This is a genomic window from Arthrobacter sp. R3-55 (assembly GCF_054161505.1).
The window spans coordinates 4,653,591-4,671,583 of sequence record NZ_CP096423.1; the positions used below are offsets into that span (position 1 = coordinate 4,653,591).

The following is a 17,993-nucleotide window of genomic DNA, read 5'->3' on the forward strand; positions in this document are numbered from 1 at the left end:
CCCCAGTTCTCCGGACGCTAAACAGTGCGGCCGTGAGAAGTTTCGTGCAGCTAGACTCCTACCGGGAGGCCACTATGGACACAGCATCGAACAGTCACCAGAGCAACGATCAACCCCTGCTGCTTGCCCTGCGCGCTTTGAAACTCGGCGACCTCCTGGTCGCGGTTCCGGCGCTCCGCGGGTTGCGCCGGGCGTTCCCCGAGCACAGGATTTTGTATGCCGCCCCGGCGTGGATCGCCGAGGCGTTGGAGCTTGTGGGCGGCATTCACCACCTGCCTACGCCTGGTCTCGATGACCCTTTGACGGTGCCCCGGGGTGCGGTGGATGTCGCGGTCAACCTCCACGGGAACGGCGCTGAGAGCCGTTTGCGGATTGAGGAATTGCAGGCCAACCGGGTAGTGGCGCATGCTTCCGCCGGCACTGACGGCCCGGAGTGGACCACCGGCATTCCGGAACGCGAGCGCTGGACCAGGCTGCTCACCTGGCATGGAATCGACGCTGATCCCTTGGATTACCGGCTGAACCGTCCCAGCGTTCCGTCGCCGCGTCCCGGAGCCACGGTGATCCATGTGGGTGCCGCGTATGGCAGCAGGCTCTGGCCTGTGGAGCGCTTCGCGGACGTTGCTGTGGAGCTCGCTGCCGCCGGGCACCAGGTGGTCCTCACGGGCGGCACTTCGGAGCGTGCCCGTGCCGAGGAGACTGCCGCCTTGGCAAAGCTCAAAGGAGCAAACCTCGACGACGGCCTCCTGGCCGGGCGGCAAGGGCTCGCAGAGTTTGCCGCTACTATCGCCGAAGCTCGCCTGGTGATCTCAGCCGACACCGGCGCGGCTCATCTGGCATCCGCGTATGAACGCCCGTCCGTTGTCCTGTTCGGTCCGGCCCCCGCGGAAGAGTGGGGACCGCCGCCCGGACCGCACGTGGTGCTCACCGCCGTCGAGCTCCGCCGCGGTGATGTGTTCTCCGCCGATCCCGATCCGGCGCTTTTGGCCGTGAGCGTCCGCGACGTTCTGGACGCAGTGGAGCGGCTTGCTGTCTAGTGCACCTTATGGAGCTGTTCCGTCCTTCAGGTGGGCTTCTTCGTCCAGCAGCTGCGTCTGGAGGGAAACAAGGATTTTGGAGAGCTTGCGGGATACCTGCATCTGGGACATGCCCAGGGCCTCTGCGATGGTGGACTGGGTTTCCTCGCGGTAATAGCGCCGGTACAGCAAGTGCCGGTCCTCGGCACTCAGGCCGCGGATGGCGTTGCGCAGGGCCAGCACGTCTTCGAGCCGGTCCGTGGGGCAGCCGAATGCCGACAGGGAGCCTTGCAGTCCGTCGCGGCCTTCGGACGCGGGCGCGTCCAAGGAATCGGGGCGCTTGCTGGTCCCGGCCATGAGGGCTTCACGTACCTGGCATGGTTCCAGGTTCAGATCCTCGGCCACCTCCTCCGGAGAGGGCGTACGTTGCAGCGTCTGGGTCATTTCCTCCGTCCGGGCCAACACCTGGCGGCGGACGTCCTGGATGGTGCGCGGCGGACGGACAACCCAACAGTGATCACGGAGGTAGCGCTTGACTTCGCCTGCGATGGTGGGGGCGGCGTAGGCAGGGAAGCTGACGCCTTTGGACTCGTCGTAGCCACGCGAGGCCTTGATGAGGCCCATGAACGCAACCTGCCTGACGTCGTCCAGATCGTGAGTGTGGGCGGAGTATCTGGCGGCAATGGACTTCGCCAAATTTAGGTGGTCAAGGACCAGGCTGTCCTGGAAACTCTGCCGGATGCTGCCTTCCGGTTTGCAGGCAGGGGTCCTGGTGTGGACTGTGAGGGGTCGGGTTTGACGCATGGGGCTTCAATCCTTAACCAGCTGGTGAGGGTGAGCCCACGGCAAGACTCCTTAAAAAGAGAAGCACACTTACTATTAGCTTTCAACGGGTCCCCGGGGTTAGTCTCGAAAGGTAGCCACAATCAGGGATCGGAGTTCCCCATGGAAGACCCGCAGCTCGCCGAGCCGGCAACAGTCGTGGCCGATATCCAGGACCTGCTGCTCGATACCCCTGACGTTGAAGCGTTCCTGGAGGAGCTGGCCAGGCACTCAGCCGGCATATTCAGCACCCCCGGGAACGAGGTGTACTGCGGTATCACCTTGATGCGGCGTCGTTCTGCCGGGACCGTGGCAAGCAGCGGCGAGCGGGCCCGGATGCTGGACGAATTGCAGTACAACTTCGCCGACGGGCCCTGCCTTCGCGCCTGCCGCGAAGTGACACAGGTTCACATTCCGGATTTCGCCAAGGACAACACCTGGCCGGAGTACAACAAGATCGTCACCGAACACGGCATCCGGTCAGTCCTCGCAGTACCGTTCCCCCTCAGCGATGACGCTGCCAGGGCCGGACTCAACCTCTACTCCGAACACCCCAACGCCTTCGACCAAGCTGCCGTGCAACGAGCCACCGACTACGTACAACAGGCATCCAAGGGCCTGCGCCTGGCGGTGCTGATCGCCGAGCACAGCCAGACCGCCAACAACCTCCGGGCAGCCATGGAATCGCGGACGGTGATCGACATCGCCACCGGCATCATCATTGCCCAAAACCGCTGCACCCAGGAGGAGGCAATCGAGCTCATCAAAAAAGCCTCCAGCAACCGGAACGTCAAGCTCAGGGTGGTTGCCCAGGCCATTGTTGAGTCGGCAGGCGGAGGTCCGGTCCAAACGGTGTTCAAGTAGGCGCAGCGACCGGCGCTAGCCCTGCATGGCACCGACAACGGCTGCAATCCGGGCGGCGCGGGGCACTCTTGGTAGAACACAGCCCCAGTCCAGGCAGGCTGGGGCTGAGTCCCGCGGCAGTTACAGCAGGCTGCGCAGAACGTGCGCCGCGCCGTCGTCGAGCACTGACGCGGTGACCTCGTCCGCAACGGCGATGACCTCATCGGGAGCCTGGCCCATGGCGACGCCCCGACCGGCCCAGGTGAGCATCTCGATGTCATTGCGGCCATCGCCCACGGCTACTGTGTTGGCCTGGTCCGTGCCAAGCTTCCGGCGCAGTGCTTCCAGGGCGCTGGCCTTGGTGACGCCCTCAGCGGCAATGTCCAGCCAAGCCGTCCAGCCCACCGAGTACGTCACGCCGGACAATCCGATGTGCTTGATGGCCTCGTTGAATTCATCCGAGGTGTTCTCGCTGCTGAAGACCACCACCCGGACAGCGGTGGCATCCAACATGGTTTGGAAATCGACGCCGATGGACTCCACGCCGAAACTTGCATCCTGGAAACGCTCGGTGGAGAGGAAGTTGCCATCCTCGTCCTCCAGCGCGTACTTGGCGTTGGGCAGCCGTTCGCGCAGTGCCCTCAGCGCCGGAGCGGGATCGAACGTTGCCTTGTGGATGATCTCATAACCCTTATCCAATGAGGGATCCAGGCGAAGGGTGACGCCGCCGTTGCAGCACACCGCATAGCCTCGCTCAAGGCCGATCTGCTCAATGATGGGCAGCGTCGCATTCAGTGAGCGGCCCGTGGCGATCATGACGTCGTGGCCGCTGGCAACCACTGCCTGCGCAGCGGAGCGGACAGCCGGCGACATGTGGCCGTCGTGGTCAACCAAGGTGCCGTCAACGTCCAAAGCGACCATGAGATTGTTGTTGTTATTTGGCTGGTCATCGATGCCAGCAACTGGAGTATCAGTCAAAATAGTCATGCTTACAGTAGAGCAGATACCTCCGACACTGAACTAGGACCGGCGCCACAGCTGTGGATTAACGGACGGTGAATAGTGGCTGTCACTGGCCGGCTCCTTGCTGCTCCTGAGGATCACCAGCTGCCGGGTGGCCCGCGTCATGGCCACGTAGCGGTCCACGGCACCCTCAATGCCCTGGCCAAACGTTTCCGGATCGATGAGGACCACGAGGTCGTACTCCAGGCCCTTTGCCAGCTCAGGGGTGAGCCAGCTGACGCGGTCCCTTTGAGTCCCGGCTATCGCGTCCGAGCTGCTAATGACACAGGCAATTCCCTCAGGATTGCGATCCTTCCAGCCATCCAGAATCGTGCTGAGCTGCTTGGTTTCACCGTGGACCACCGGGATGCCACTGTTGCGGACCGAGGTAGGTACGTTGGCGTCCGGGAGTGCCTCGCGGATCACCGGTTCAGCTGCAGCCATGACCTCTTCGGGAGTGCGGTAGTTGATGCTGAGACCGGCAACGGTGACGGTGCCAAGGCCCACACGTTCCAGCCGTTCTTCCCATGATTCCGTGAAACCGTGCCTGGCCTGGGCCCTGTCCCCCACCACTGTGAAACTCCCCGAGGGGCACCGCAGCAACAACATCCGCCACTCGGCGTCCGTCAGTTCCTGGGCTTCATCCACCACGATGTGCGCGAACGGTCCAGCCAGGGTGTCAGGATCAGTGGAAGGCAGCATCTCCTGGTTCACGAGCTTTTCCCGCATATCGTCACCGCGCAACATGTACATCTCCAGATTTTCGGAGTCATCAGCAGCTATCAGGTCCTCCACCACCCGATCCATAAGCTCGCGCTCGGCCGCAAGCGATGCGTTCCGGACCCCTCTGCGCCGTGAGGCCTCAGGGTCGCCCAAGCGTTGGCGGGCTGCGTCCAAAAGGGGCAGGTCCGCCGTCGTCCATGCCTCGGGGTTATCCCGCTGAAGCGTTGCTGTTTCACCGGGCTGCAGCCATGGCGCACACAACCTCAGATAGGCCGGCACCCGCCATAAGTCCGCCACCAACGCCGGGTAATCCAAGAGGGGCCACGCCCTGGTGAAGGCTGTCCTCAACTCCGCATTGTGGGTAAGCGCGCGGCGCAGCAGGCTCTCCGGAATGTCATGCTCGTCCAGTTTGTCCACGAGGATGGTGAGCAGTGCCTCCCACACGTCATCGCGGGCTTCATTGTGCGGCGTGCCGGGTTCCGCGGCATCAAACGCCTCGGCCCAGTCCTCACTGCTGAGCCACATATCGGCGTAGGGCGTTTCCACCTCCATGCCCTCCTCAGGCGGTGCCTCGTAGAACTTCACGGCGGACTCAATCGCCTTCACCATCTCCACGGTCGACTTCAGCCGGGCCACTTCGGGATCAGGCTCGACGACGGCCGTGGCACCTTCCGGGACAAGGTCCCTCAGCGTGCATGTCTGCACTCCCTCCTCACCCAAGCTCGGAAGGACGTCAGCCACGTAGGCAAGATAGGGCTGATGCGGGCCCACAAACAGGACCTCGCTCTTTCGGTGGCTGCCGTGGTGATTCAAGCGGGGATCCGAATAGAGCAGGTACGCCGTCCGGTGCAACGCCACCACGGTCTTTCCGGTTCCGGGCCCGCCGTCCACCACTAAAGCACCGCGGGAGCCTGCACGGATGATCCGGTCCTGGTCGGCTTGGATGGTCCCCAGCACATCACGCATGCGAGGCGAGCGGCTGCTGCCCAAACTGGCGACGAAGGCAGATTGATCGTCAAGGGCAGCGTTGCCCTCGAGGCCGTCGGCAGTGAACACCTCGTCCCAATAATCACTGATCCGGCTATCTCTACCTTGGTCCCGAGTCCAGCGATACCTGCGTCGGCTCACCAATCCCATCGGGTTGGCGTGGGTTGCTCCGAAAAAGGGCTCGGCGGCCGGTGAACGCCAGTCGATCAAAAGTCGGCGCCCCTCTCTGTCGGTCAGGCCGAGCCTGCCCACATACACCGGTTCCGGATTCTCCGCAGTGACCATCCTGCCCAAGCAAAGGTCCAGGCCGAAGCGCCTCAGAGCACGCAGTCTTCCGGTGATCCGGTGGATTTCCTGATCCCGGTCCAAGGCCGCCTGTCCACGACCACCGGGCTGCTTCCGCGTGGCATCAAGACGTGCGGTCAACTCCTCAATTTGTTCCGTGAGGCTGGTTTCAACGGCTTCGAACTGCTGCTCGTCGTTGCCGATCAGGTGCGGATCGGCCTTCCGGGCGAGGTGCTCCGGCAACATGAAGGCACTGGTTTTTGATGGGCTGATTTTGGGCATCACACGACTCCCTTTTCTTTGGTTGGCGGGGTTCGTGGATCAATTGTTCGGCACGTAGGGGGCCTTGCCGCAAGCCCCCATGTGGGTTATAAATTGAGTATGGAAGGGACCATTCCCTTCCTTTTTTGTGCCCTTTTCCGCAATTGTTCGAAATCCCCGCCGCATAACGCCGGGCGTGCCGAACAGCAGCGAGTTTGAGGGGCGCGGGCTAGGGTAGTCGGATGCCTTCAGGAATGACCGGAGCTCAGCTTTCAGCCCTCTACGACGCCCGGAATGTGTGGGCCGCGGATGATGACTTCTTTCTGGCCTTCGTTAATGAGCGGCCGAACAGCCGGGTTTTGGATCTGGGCTGCGGCACCGGGCGGATGACCCTCGCGGTTGCTGCGGCTGGCCATTCCGTTGTTGGCATCGACCCCAGTTCCGACTCCCTTGCGGCTGCCCGCATGAAACCAAGGGCTGATGAGGTGACGTGGATTGACGGTACATCGGCGCAGATCCCTGTGGCGCACGCTTTCGATGTGGCCATCATGACGGCGCATGTGGCCCAAGCAATAAACGACGACGACGTCTGGTCCCGGACGCTTGCCGACGTCCACCGCGCATTAGTCCCCGGAGGCAGCTTGGCTTTCGATTCCCGCGACCCTGCCGCCAGGGCGTGGGAGCACTGGACTCCGGCAGAGACAAGGCGCCGGCACACTCTTCCCGACGGATCCATGGTGGATGCGTGGGCCGAAAGCACTGTGGAATTGGACGGGCGCGTTGCCCTGACCGAGCACCGGGTCTTCAACGGCGGCGTCCCTGAATCAGAGATCTCAGTCCTCGCATTCCGCACGGAAGATCAGCTGCGACAGGATCTGGCGACTGCCGGCTTCACCATTGACCACATCTACGGCGGATGGTCCGGCGAAGATGTGGGTGCCGGGGAGGGCGAACTGATAGTGATTGCCCATAAGCCCGCCTAGATTCCCGCCCTAGTTCGAATCCCCCGCCGCACAACGTGGAGGGTGACGAACAAATGGGGGTTTGAACGCTATCCACGGCCCACCGCCAGCAATCCTGTCCGGACGCCCGGGAGCAGTCCGGCACCGAGCAGCTTTCGGCGCAGCCTCTCCGGGTTCTCAACATCTGCCCATCCCCAGCGCGCGAATCCGAAACCCAGGGCACGAATCCGGTCTTCCCGCAGCTTCTCGTTGTACACGGCTTCCTCAACCGTGGCGCCGTTGCGTAGTTCCGGGGTGGTGTATTTCGCCTTTCCGTCGAACTCCCCCACAACACCTTTCCTGCCGTCCCTTCCAGGCCACCAAAAATCACTTCGGCCAATGAATCCGTCTATATCGCTGAAATCGTGCTGTAGCTCCGGCTGTTCCACGCCAAGAAACTGAAAGGCTGCCCTGCTGAAGGACTCTCCCGCAGATTCAGCCAGGGGAGACGCAAGTGACAACGCTAGTTCTGCTCGGCGCCTGGCAGCAGCATGCGGGTGCGCCCGGACGGCCACCGCAATCCGGTCCATGTCCATGAGATTGGACCCCGGCACAAGGATTCCCCCCTTCCCGAGTTCTCGTGCTACTCCATCTGCCACCACCAAGGACTGGCTTAGCGTCGATGAGAACGCCACGTCCAAGGCCGTATGCAGAAGTCCCGTGCCCACAAATTCTCCGAGGCTTACGGGGGTGGACTCAGGATGCAGGTGATACCGCAAGGGGAAGCCTCGATCCCTCAGGACGTGCTGGGCGTCGATGCCCGCACTCGCAATGGACAACGTAGGCCGGCGTCGTCCCGAGCGGCTTGGACTCGTTGCAACGCATTCCACATAGGACGGGGTCCGCAGGATGGGTATGCCCATGGCGAAAGCAGCAGTTTCACGGCAGAGGACAAGGCCTGGAATGGCGCGGGCAGCTGCAGCAACTGTCCAGGCGAAGCGAATCCACGGCTGAGCCGCCCGCCACTTGGATGTCTCTACGTAGAAGCCGCGGCGAATTCTCACCAGTTTGCCCGCCATGAAGCTGCTGTGGACTGCATCTGTCCGGCCCCCGGAGCGAAGAATGGCAGGGGTTTCAATGAGACCAGGTGGTATGTCCATCACTCCACCTTGGCCCGGCGCAAGCCATCATTCAGCTGCAGAATACCCCTATGTGCACAACCCCGGATGTGGAGGACAAGTGGCAACAGAAAATCCCGCCCCTGTCCGCCACTCGAGCCGTACAACGGCCGGGGAAGCGAACGAGGGCGGGATCCGCCAAAGAATTAAAGAACCGGCAGAACCTCAAGCCCGCCAAGGTACTTCTGCAGTGCCTTCGGAACGTTCACTGAGCCATCCGGGTTCTGGTGGTGCTCAAGGATGGCAACGATCCAGCGCGTGGTGGCCAGCGTGCCGTTCAGCGTGGCCACGGCGCGGGTTCCCTTGGCAATACCTTCGTCATTGATCACGCGTTCGCGGATGTTCAGGCGGCGGGCCTGGAACGTGGTGCAGTTGGACGTCGAGGTGAGCTCGCGGTAGGCGTTCTGGGTGGGTACCCATGCTTCACAGTCGAACTTGCGGGCTGCGGACATGCCGAGGTCACCGGCGGCGGTGTCGATCACGCGGTACGGAAGCTCGCACTTGGCCAGCATTTCCTCTTCCCAGGCGAGCAGGCGTTCGTGCTCAGCGGCTGCTTCTTCAACCGTGGTGTAGATGAACATCTCCACCTTGTTGAACTGGTGCACACGGATGATGCCGCGGGTGTCCTTGCCATGCGAACCGGCCTCACGGCGGTAGCAGGAGCTCTGGCCCGCGTAGCGGATGGGACCGGCAGAGAGATCCAGGATCTCGTCTGCGTGGTAGCCGGCGAGGGCCACTTCCGAGGTTCCCACCAAGTAAAGGTCGTCTTCAGCGAGACGGTAGATCTCGGCGTCGTGCTTGACGTCAAAACCGGTGCCCTGCATGGTCTCGGGGCGCACCAACGTGGGGGTGATCATGGGAACGAACCCGGCGTCGATGGCCTGCTCCATGGCCATCTGCAGCAGTGCCATTTCCAAGCGGGCGCCAACGCCACGGAGGAAGTAGAAGCGTGAGCCCGAGACCTTGGCGCCGCGTTCCATGTCGATCGCGCCGATCAGTTCACCGATTTCCAAGTGGTCCTTGGGCTCAAAGTCCGTGAATTCACGCGGAGTACCAACGGTCTTGACCACAACGTAGTCGTCCTCGCCGCCCTCGGGGACACCGTCCACTACGAGGTTGGGGATGACACGGAGCAGTTCTTCCTGCTTGGCTTGCGCGGCAGAGGCTTCAGCGGCAGCGGCCTTGACCGAGTTGGCCAGTTCCTTGACTTCGGCCAGCAATGCCTGCTTTTCCTCGCCCTTGGCCTGCGCCACCTTCTTGCCGAAAGCGTTCTGCTCTGCACGGAGCGTCTCGTGGCGGATCAGCGCGGCACGGCGATCGGAGTCAGCGGAGATGATCGCGTCCACAACGGACTCGTCGGCACCACGGGCGCGCTGGCTGGCACGGAACTTGTCCGGATTTTCGCTGAGGTCTTTTACGTCGATCACCAAACAAGAGTATCGAATCCGCCGCGGATTTCCGGCCCGAAGCGGGCAAACCCCGCACGCCCCGGACACGAGGCCAAGGGGGACCTGCCCAGGAGGATAGTGTTGGAGCACCATGAGCGACTGGATCCTGTACGTGATTCTCGCTGGGGGCGTGGCGTTTGCCGTCTCCAGTTGGTGGGGTGTGCGCCGATTGAAAGCCCGGCACATCAGGAGCGCGGTTCGGGAGGACGCCCATAAGCCCGGTGGAGGGGACCAACGGGTTGCCGTCATCCTCAACCCGGTGAAGAACAACGCCGCCGCCGCCCGGCAGGCCATCATCGACGCGTGCGACCTCGCCGGATGGGATGCCCCCAAATTCTTCGAAACCACCATCGAAGACCCCGGATACAGCCAATCGCGGGAGGCTTTGGCTTACGGGGCCGACGTCGTCCTGGCGTGCGGCGGCGACGGTACAGTGCGCGTTGTGGCAGAGTCGCTGGCCCATAAGAACGTTGCGATGGGCCTCATCCCGCTGGGCACCGGAAATCTGCTGGCGCGCAACGTGGACCTGGACGTCACTGACATTGCGGACTGCATTCAGGTTGCCCTGTTTGGCCACCAGCGCTACATCGATACCGCCACCATGGGCATAGACAATGACATCACCGGCGAATCCGCCGAGCACACGTTCCTGGTCATCGCGGGCATGGGCCTGGACGCCGAGGTTGTTGGCGATACCAGGGACAACCTCAAGAAGAGCGTGGGCTGGCTGGCCTATACCGAAGCCGGCGTCCGCCACCTTCCCGGCCGGCGAAAACGCGTCACCATCACCATGGATGACCAGCCCGAGCAGGCCAGGAAAATCCGCAGCGTACTGTTCGCCAATTGCGGATTGATCCCCGGCGGCATCGACTTCATCCCGCAGGCAATGATCGACGACGGCATGTTGGACATTGTGGTCATGAGTCCCCGCAGCGCATTCGGTTGGCTCGCCATGTACACAAAGGTCCTGTTCAAGCACAATGCGAACCTGCCGATGATGAGCTTCTACCGTTCCGGCAAGGTCATCATCCGCAGCCAGGAACCCATGGCTACACAGCTCGACGGCGATCCCTCAGGTGAGGCGACAACGGTCACGGTGCAAGTGGAGCCAGGGTCCCTGCTGGTGCGTGTGCCGAAAGCCAAGACGGACTAGATTGCTCCAACGTCCGGCTGGGCAGCGTTCCTGTCGGCTTCCTCGGTAGCTGCCTTGGCAGCAGCGCGTGCCTCGGCTTGCTCCTTGATCATCGCTTGTTCTTCTTCAAAGCGGAGCCGGTCTGCACGATCGGCTTCATCGCCATTCCAGTCGTCCTGGTTTTCGCCTGTGGGCTTCGGATTGACGATCATGCCCTGGCCCTCTTTGTCATCCCGGTGGACTGACATGACCGCTCCTTTCGTTGGTGCATTCATCCATCGTTTATGGATCAAGCAAGCATACGCACAGAAGCATCCTTGCGAAAGGGCGGACGCTCCGCTTGTGAACAGTGGCTAGGAGCCCTTCAGGATCGAGTCAACCCACGCGTGCGCGGAGGCAAAAGCAGCGTCCGAAGTATGCGGAGCCACCACGGCGGGTTGTTTGTCGGCACGGGCGTAGGAGCCCAGGAACCGCGTGGCCGGGCTGATGCGGTGGAGGCCTGCGAGGGCGTCGGCTACCCGTGAATCCGTGGCATGGCCGTCGGCGTCGATGCTGAAGAAGTAGTGGCCCAGGTACTGTCCGGTTGGCCGGGATTCGATGCGGCTCAGGTTTACCCCGCGGGAAGCGAACTGGTCCAGGATCTCCATGAGCGCTCCGGGGTGATCCTCGGGCAGCGGAACCACCACCGTGGTCTTATCCGCGCCCGTGCGGCCTGGAAGGAGACCGGGTTTGCTGACCAGGATGAACCGGGTCACTGCTTCGGGGTTGTCGCCGATGTCCTCTGCCAGGACGTTGAGCCCGGGTTGTTCGGCAGCAACCAACGGCGCACAAATGGCGGCGTCGTAGGGTGCGTCGTCGTCCAGCAGGCCCATGGCGGATGCCGCCGTCGACGATCCCGGAACATAGTCGGCGTCAGGAACGTGCTCATCGACCCATAGCCGGCACTGCGCCCAGGCGTGGCCGTGCGTCGAGATCCGTTTGACGTCGGAAAGTTCGACGCCGGGCCTCGCCACCAGCACGAAGGTGATGGGAACCAGGGCCTCACGAATGATCCGGAGCTCCTGGCCTGTGGCAATCGCATCCAGGGTGGCAGTGACCCCGCCCTCCACCGAGTTTTCGATGGGGACCATGGCCGCATCAACTTCGCCGGAACGGACCTGGCCCAACGCCGTATTGACGTTGCTGCATGGAATACGCGTAGCGTCGGCAGCACCCGGTACCTGCAGGAGGGCAGCCTCGGTGAAGGTGCCCTGGGGGCCGAGGAATGCGTAGGTCAGTGCCGACATTAGAGATATTCCTTGCTGGTTATATAAGGGGTTTAGAGGACAACCGGCTTCAGCCCGTTGTCCGAAACCATCGGCTTGCCGGCCTCAAACCACATGTCCATGCCACCGGCAACATTCACCGCGGAGTAGCCCTGGCCCACCAGCCACTGCACTGCGCGGAAGGAGCGTCCTCCGGTGCGGCAGATGACAAAGAGGTCGTCGTCCGGATCGAGTTCGTCCAGGCGTGCCGGCAGCTGGTCCATGGGGATGTGACGGGCACCTTCGGCATGGCCGGCCACCCATTCGTAGTCTTCGCGGACGTCCAGAATGCTGGCGTTGGCCGGAATGTCGCCTACAGGCACGGTATCGAATTCGCTCATGGCGGTGGTCCCTTCCCATCGATTAAGTCCAGCATCCAGCCTAGTCCCCGCCGCGTGGCGCTGTAACTTCACAGGTGGCCCGCGCTTGCTTCCCGACGCACGGACGCTAAGACTGGGATCCAAGCTCTCCCCCACCGCCGGCGCGTTAGGAGTACCCATGGCTACCGGGCAACCGACCATTTTGGCGACGTCCGGCGGGTACAAGCCCGGCGAGCGCACCCGGATCGAGTTCAACCACTTGATGCATTACGCCGTGGAGCTGTCCGGTGTCACCGGCCGGGCCCCGCGCGTCACACATATCGGCACGGCATCGGGTGACCAGCGCTGGTGGGCTGCCGAGATGGACCAGGCCGCACGCATTGCTGGATTCAATTTCAGCCACCTCAACCTCTTCGCCATGCCCAACATCGAGGACCCCGAAGCCCATCTGCTGGAGCAGGATGTGGTGTGGGTCCACGGCGGCTCAGTAGTGAATCTGCTGGCGGTCTGGCGTGCCCACGGACTGGACGGCACTCTCCGGAAGGCCTGGGAAAGTGGAGTTGTGCTTGCCGGGGTCTCAGCCGGGTCCATCTGCTGGTACCAAGGTGGTGTCACCGATTCCTTTGGCCCCGAGCTCAAGCCCGTCACCAATGCTTTGGGCTTCCTCCCCTACGGCAACGGCGTCCACTATGACTCGGAACTGCGGCGCGCACCGGCAATCCACCAGCTGGTGGCCAACGGCACGTTGGGTGAAACGCACTGCACGGACGACGGCGTGGGGCTGGTTTACCGGGGCACCGAACTTGTGGAGGTGGTGTCCGAGGTGAAGAACAAGGCTGCCTTCCGGGTGACCGCCGGGGCGGGCGAGAGCGTGGATGCTGTTGCTGTGGAGGAACGGTTGGAGTCGCGTTTCCTTGGCTGATCCTTCCATGCGTGACCTTTCGCGAATGTCCGCTGTTGAGCTGCGCGATGCCCTGGCCTCGGGTGAAGTCTCCGCCCGGGAGGCCACCGGGCATTACCTCGGGGCCATTGAATCGCGGAACAAGCAGCTGGGCGCCTTCGTCACCGTCACGGCTGACCGGGCACTGGTCGACGCCGCAGCTGCGGATCGGCTGCACGCCGCGCTGGTGAAGGAGGGACGCTTGGATGAGCTCCCCCTCCTTCACGGCATGCCCACGGCATTCAAGGACCTCACCGATGTTGCCGGTGTTCCCACTACGCACGGCAGCGCAGCCCTGGAGCACAAGGCGGCGCCGGAGGACGGCGCCCTCGCGGCAGGCCTGAAGATGCGGGGTGTCATCTCACTGGGCAAGACCCAGGTTCCGGAATTCGGACTGACGGCCTACAGCGAAAATCGCGTCGCACCGCCGTCGCGCAATCCACACGCCATGGGACGCAGTTCCGGCGGATCGTCGGGCGGAAGCGCTGCTGCGGTGGCTGCCGGATTTGTTCCCTTTGCGCCCGGGACCGACGGCGGCGGCTCCATCCGGATCCCGGCAGGAGCCTGCGGGCTGGTGGGATTGAAGCCTGGCCGCGGAGTGGTGCCCTCGGGTGCCGGCGCGGGCGATGCTGCCAAGCTCGTTGTTGCCGGCCCGCTGGCAAGAACGGCTGGGGATGCAGCGCTTCTGATGGACGCGCTGGTTCCCCGGGACCAAGCGCCCGACGGCGGATACCTCGCCGACGTGGGGCGGGCGCCGGAGCCCCTGAAAATCGGCCTGAGCCTGGACAGCCCCTGGGCTGGAATTTACCCGTTCCAGATCGAAGAAGAAGCGATGGACGCCTTGGCTTTGGGGATCAAACTGCTGGAAAAGGCCGGGCACAGGGTCGGTGAAGCCGAAATCCGCTATGACAACCGCTATCCCGAAGCGTTCACAACAGCCTGGACTGCCGGCGTCGGGAGTGCCCGGATAGCACCCCGGCGCGAGGCGTTGCTGACCCCGCTGACCCGGACATTCCGGCGTCGTGCGCAACAGCGGAGCGCGTCGAAGGTCAACGAAGCCCTGAGTTTCCTGCGGCAGTTCGAGCACGACACCATCACGCAGTACTCGGACTGGGACATGATCCTCATGCCCACTTTGGCGCAGACACCGCGGCCGATCGGATGGTTTACCGGGGGCGGACACAGTGGTGAGCCTTGGCCGAGCGAGTGGGCGGGCGACGCCGATGAGGATTACAAACGGCAATGCCAATATGCGCCGTGGTCCTCCATGGTGAACGTGTGCGGACTGCCGGCCATCAGCATTCCCGTACACATGACGCCGGGCGGCCTGCCGATGGGGATCCAGCTGATCGGCAGGCCGGGATCCGAGCTGCTGCTTCTCCAGCTGGCAGCCGCCCTCGAGAGCAGCTGAGATCGGCGTCTAGCATATGGAAAGTGGTTGCCCCGGGCATATATCGATGTGACAATGCCCGCAGTCAGTGCCAGCATTAAGAAAATGAGCACACCTCAAACCACGGCTGAGTCCGCAAAGCCAGCGGGCGATACGTCATTCTTCGGCCACCCAAAGATGTTGGCCAGCCTCTTCTCCGTGGAAATGTGGGAGCGATTCTCCTTCTACGGCATGCAGGGAATCCTGCTCTACTACATGTACTTCACCGCCGAGCAGGGCGGTCTTTCCATCGACCAGGGCCTCGCCGCTGGTTTGGTGGGCGCGTACGGTGGTGGCGTTTACCTGTCGACGATCCTCGGTGCATGGCTCGCCGACCGTCTCTTCGGCTCCGAAAAGGTCCTGTTCGGCTCGGCCATCATGATCATGGCCGGCCACATTGCGCTGGCACTCCTGCCGGGCATTCCGGGCCTGATCGCGGGCTTGGTGTTGGTAGGCATCGGCTCGGGCGGGCTGAAGGCCAACGCCACTGCCCTGGTAGGCAGCTTGTACGGCGAGAAGGACGAGCGCCGCGATGCCGGCTTCTCCATCTTCTACATGGGCATCAACATCGGCGGCCTCATTGGCCCGCTGGTTACCGGTTGGCTGCAGACGAGCTACGGCTTCCACGTGGGCTTCGGCGCCGCGGCCGTGGGCATGGCGATCGGCCTGGTCATCTACTCCCTGGGCCGCAAACGCCTTCCTGAGGAAGCCCACCGCGTTCCCAACCCCCTTCCGGCGAAGGACCGCACCAAGTACGGCCTGATCTTCCTGGCCATCCTGGTTGTCATTGGCGTCCTGCTCGGCACTGGACTCGTCAACGCCAACAACCTGGCCAGCAGTATGGCCTACGCGGCCATCGGGGCCGCAGTGGTCTACCTGTTCCTGATCTTCCGCAGCCCGCTGGTCACCGGCGTGGAGCGCAAGCGCGTGATCGCCTTCATCCCCCTGTTCATCGCATCGGCCGGGTTCTGGGCACTGTTCCAGCAGCAGTTCACATTCATCGCTGTGTATTCGCAGGAGAAGCTGGACCGCAACCTCTTCGGCTGGGAAATGCCGGCCGCCTGGGTCCAGTCCATCAACCCGGTGTTCATCATCATCTTCGCCGGTGTCATGGCTGCCCTGTGGACGAAACTGGGCTCCAAGCAGCCGAGCTCGCCGCTGAAGTTCTCCGCAGGCCTGTTCATCATGGGCCTGGCTTTCCTGGCGTTCATTCCGCTGGCCGGCGAAGGCAAGACTCCGCTGCTGGCACTGGTGGGCATCCTGTTCATGTTCACCCTGGCGGAACTGTTCCTCTCCCCCATCGGCCTGTCCGTGAGCACCAAGCTCGCCCCGCAGGCCTTCCACACCCAGATGGTGGCGCTGTTCTTCCTGTCCGTCTCACTCGGCACCACCTTGGCCGGCATCCTCGCGGGCCTCTACAACCCCGAGGACGAACTCCCGTACTTCCTGGGGATCGGAAGCGTTGCAGTAGTGCTGGCCGTGGGCCTGGCGGCCGCATCACCTGCCATCAAGAAGCTGATGGGCGGCGTGCGGTAACAGCCCGCCCTCGCCTGACGTCAACCAACGACGGCGACCCCCGCGTCCGGTGGGATTCCCACCAGAGGCAAGGGTCGCCGTCGTACGTTTTTGCTTAGTAGTCGTACCTGCTGGTTGAGGCACCGATCGCAGCAAAGAAGATGATGCCGAAGATCACCGTCAATGCAATGCCGATGTACCCCATCACCAGGCCGGCGATCGCCATGCCCTTGCCGGCGGGCTCGCGCTTGAGGCCGAGGTGGCCCAGGATCACGGCGGCGATCTGCGGCAAGATGAAGAACCCGAAGCCAACAAAAATGGCGATACCGCAGCACATGCTGGCAATGCTCAGGCCCTTGGGCTCGGCCTGCATGGCATAGTACGCGGGCTGACCGTACGGTGACTGCGGCTGGCCGTAGGGTTGCTGGCCATAGGGCTGCTGTCCATAGGGCTGCTGCTGCTGGTACGGGCTGGGCGGCTGGCCATACGGTGACGGCGGCTGCTGGCTGTAGTCACCGGGCGTGTATTCACCGGGCGTGTAGGCGCTGGCGGGCGGCTGCGGCTGGGTGTAGAAGTCGTCCTGGCCTTGGGCGTTCTGTGTATATGCGCCCTGCCCGTGCGCGCTCTGCTCGTAGGGCGGGAGGGGCTGCGTGGCGTTGGCGCCCTCGCCCGGCACGCCGTGCTCTGCAGCACCCTGGCCCGCAACGCCCTGGTCTGCAACGCTGGACTCGGGCGCGCTGAACTGTGCGGGCGGGACGTACTGCGGCGGTTCGTATCCCGCCGGCTTGTCTTCGTTGCCCTTGGATGGCTGATCTGACATAGGAATCCCCCTGAAAGTGGTCTTTGATCCCAACACTACCGCCGTCCGGGGTCCCGCATAAGGAAAAGCGCACCTTAGACATGGGCACAACAGCCCATCGGAAAGAATTCATGCAAAAGCATGGAATTTTTTCGAGTCCGACTCGGTTTATGGAAGTAGCGACTTAAGCAGCGCTCACCAAGGAAATCGGCGGGATCATTCCCGCGAAGGAGGAATCATGGGTAACTTCGAAGGCAAGACCGCACTCGTCACCGGCGGCGGTTCAGGGCTCGGGGAAGCGATCAGCAAAGACCTCGCAAAGAACGGCGTCAAGGTTGTAGTAGCTGACGTGAACCTCGACGCCGCCACCCGGGTGGCCAACGAGATCACGGCCGACGGCGGCACCGCAGCTCCGTTCCAAGGCAACACCGCGGTGGCCGAGGACAGCAAAAAGGCAGTCGACTTCGCCGTGGAAACCTACGGCGCCCTCAACTATGCCGTGAACAACGCCGGGATCGGTGGCGCCAGTGCCCCTGTAGGCGACGTCGACATCGAAGACTGGGACAGGGTCATCGCCATCAACCTGAGCGGCGTCCTGTACGGCATGCGCTATCAGATCCCCGTCATCCTTGCCGCCGGCGCCTCTGAAGGTGCCATTGTGAACATGGCCTCCATTCACGGCGCGGTCGCTGCTCCGGGCAACGCCGCCTACACCGCCGCCAAGCACGCCGTGGTGGGCCTGACCAAGAACGCCGCAGCTGAATACGGCGCGCAGGGTCTCCGCGTCAACGCCATCGGCCCCGGCTACATCGACACCCCGTTGCTGGCTGCTGCTCCGAAGGAAGTTGTGAGCGGACTTGAAGCGAAGCACCCGCTTGGCCGCTTGGGCACGGCCGAGGAAGTCGCGAACGTCACCACGTTCCTGCTCTCTGACAAGGCGAGTTTCATGACCGGCTCCTACGTACTGGTCGACGGCGGGTACACCGCCGTCTAGCAGTGCTTTTAAGGTGCGCCGGCCGGGGGTAAGGGTGGGTTGCTCGCCACCGTT

17 protein-coding genes are annotated in these 17,993 nt (G+C 63.2%); 8 read left to right on the forward strand and 9 right to left on the reverse strand.

Annotated features, from left to right (window positions below):
• The first annotated feature begins 74 nt into the window (after positions 1-74).
• The gene (locus M1D51_RS21315; protein ID WP_458107946.1) at positions 75-1,037 is read left to right on the forward strand and encodes a glycosyltransferase family 9 protein; all 963 of its coding nucleotides are present in this window, start codon (positions 75-77) and stop codon (positions 1,035-1,037) included.
• A gap of 6 nt (positions 1,038-1,043) precedes the next feature.
• Here M1D51_RS21315 and M1D51_RS21320 read toward each other — a convergent pair whose 3' ends face one another.
• On the reverse strand, positions 1,044-1,820 hold the full coding sequence (locus M1D51_RS21320; protein ID WP_172322704.1) for a sigma-70 family RNA polymerase sigma factor: 777 nt from the start codon (positions 1,818-1,820) through the stop codon (positions 1,044-1,046).
• 141 nt (positions 1,821-1,961) lie between these two features.
• Between M1D51_RS21320 and M1D51_RS21325 the strand changes: the two genes are divergently transcribed.
• Positions 1,962-2,702, forward strand: a complete 741-nt coding sequence (locus tag M1D51_RS21325; RefSeq protein ID WP_458107947.1) for a GAF and ANTAR domain-containing protein — start codon at positions 1,962-1,964, stop codon at positions 2,700-2,702.
• Positions 2,703-2,822: 120 nt separating this feature from the next.
• Here the strand turns inward: M1D51_RS21325 and M1D51_RS21330 are convergent, their stop codons facing one another.
• Together M1D51_RS21330 and helR are read right to left on the reverse strand one after the other, a co-directional pair.
• Entirely contained in the window at positions 2,823-3,668 is an 846-nt protein-coding gene (locus M1D51_RS21330) for an HAD family hydrolase (RefSeq protein ID WP_172322702.1), read from the reverse strand.
• Positions 3,669-3,701: 33 nt separating this feature from the next.
• The gene (gene helR / locus M1D51_RS21335; protein WP_458107948.1) at positions 3,702-5,960 is read right to left on the reverse strand and encodes an RNA polymerase recycling motor ATPase HelR; all 2,259 of its coding nucleotides are present in this window, start codon (positions 5,958-5,960) and stop codon (positions 3,702-3,704) included.
• A 221-nt stretch (positions 5,961-6,181) separates the two neighbouring features.
• On the opposite strand from helR, the gene M1D51_RS21340 reads away from it, so the two are divergent.
• The gene (locus tag M1D51_RS21340; protein ID WP_458107949.1) at positions 6,182-6,922 is read left to right on the forward strand and encodes a class I SAM-dependent methyltransferase; all 741 of its coding nucleotides are present in this window, start codon (positions 6,182-6,184) and stop codon (positions 6,920-6,922) included.
• Between the two features lie 68 nt (positions 6,923-6,990).
• Here M1D51_RS21340 and M1D51_RS21345 read toward each other — a convergent pair whose 3' ends face one another.
• Positions 6,991-8,040, reverse strand: a complete 1,050-nt coding sequence (locus M1D51_RS21345) for a hypothetical protein (protein ID WP_458107950.1) — start codon at positions 8,038-8,040, stop codon at positions 6,991-6,993.
• Between the two features lie 164 nt (positions 8,041-8,204).
• Positions 8,205-9,485 carry a serine--tRNA ligase gene (gene serS, locus M1D51_RS21350; protein ID WP_172322700.1) on the reverse strand — a complete coding sequence of 427 codons (1,281 nt, stop codon included), beginning with the start codon at positions 9,483-9,485 and terminating at the stop codon, positions 8,205-8,207.
• 112 nt (positions 9,486-9,597) lie between these two features.
• Here serS and M1D51_RS21355 point away from each other — a divergent pair, with 112 nt between their 5' ends.
• On the forward strand, positions 9,598-10,659 hold the full coding sequence (locus M1D51_RS21355; protein WP_458107951.1) for a diacylglycerol/lipid kinase family protein: 1,062 nt from the start codon (positions 9,598-9,600) through the stop codon (positions 10,657-10,659).
• Here M1D51_RS21355 and M1D51_RS21360 read toward each other — a convergent pair.
• The 3 genes from M1D51_RS21360 to M1D51_RS21370 all read right to left on the reverse strand — a co-directional run bounded on the left by M1D51_RS21360 (position 10,656) and on the right by M1D51_RS21370 (position 12,283).
• A complete protein-coding gene (locus tag M1D51_RS21360) occupies positions 10,656-10,886 on the reverse strand; it encodes a hypothetical protein (protein WP_172322698.1) in 231 nt (76 codons plus the stop codon). The genes M1D51_RS21355 and M1D51_RS21360 overlap by 4 nt on opposite strands.
• Before the next feature lie 105 nt (positions 10,887-10,991).
• On the reverse strand, positions 10,992-11,924 hold the full coding sequence (pheA, locus tag M1D51_RS21365) for a prephenate dehydratase (protein WP_458107952.1): 933 nt from the start codon (positions 11,922-11,924) through the stop codon (positions 10,992-10,994).
• A 32-nt stretch (positions 11,925-11,956) separates the two neighbouring features.
• Positions 11,957-12,283 carry a rhodanese-like domain-containing protein gene (locus tag M1D51_RS21370; protein WP_458107953.1) on the reverse strand — a complete coding sequence of 109 codons (327 nt, stop codon included), beginning with the start codon at positions 12,281-12,283 and terminating at the stop codon, positions 11,957-11,959.
• A 157-nt stretch (positions 12,284-12,440) separates the two neighbouring features.
• Between M1D51_RS21370 and M1D51_RS21375 the strand changes: the two genes are divergently transcribed.
• The 3 genes from M1D51_RS21375 to M1D51_RS21385 are packed head-to-tail and all read left to right on the forward strand — an operon-like array spanning position 12,441 to position 16,167.
• The gene (locus M1D51_RS21375) at positions 12,441-13,184 is read left to right on the forward strand and encodes a Type 1 glutamine amidotransferase-like domain-containing protein (RefSeq protein WP_458107954.1); all 744 of its coding nucleotides are present in this window, start codon (positions 12,441-12,443) and stop codon (positions 13,182-13,184) included.
• 7 nt (positions 13,185-13,191) lie between these two features.
• Positions 13,192-14,613 (forward strand): amidase, encoded by a 1,422-nt coding sequence (locus tag M1D51_RS21380; protein WP_458109631.1) that lies wholly within the window; start codon positions 13,192-13,194, stop codon positions 14,611-14,613.
• Between the two features lie 54 nt (positions 14,614-14,667).
• Positions 14,668-16,167, forward strand: coding sequence for a peptide MFS transporter (locus M1D51_RS21385; protein ID WP_216659729.1), 1,500 nt, complete (start codon positions 14,668-14,670; stop codon positions 16,165-16,167).
• Between the two features lie 94 nt (positions 16,168-16,261).
• Here M1D51_RS21385 and M1D51_RS21390 read toward each other — a convergent pair whose 3' ends face one another.
• Entirely contained in the window at positions 16,262-16,966 is a 705-nt protein-coding gene (locus tag M1D51_RS21390; protein WP_458107955.1) for a DUF4190 domain-containing protein, read from the reverse strand.
• A 217-nt stretch (positions 16,967-17,183) separates the two neighbouring features.
• On the opposite strand from M1D51_RS21390, the gene M1D51_RS21395 reads away from it, so the two are divergent.
• On the forward strand, positions 17,184-17,939 hold the full coding sequence (locus M1D51_RS21395; protein ID WP_458107956.1) for an SDR family NAD(P)-dependent oxidoreductase: 756 nt from the start codon (positions 17,184-17,186) through the stop codon (positions 17,937-17,939).
• Positions 17,940-17,993: the final 54 nt, after the last annotated feature.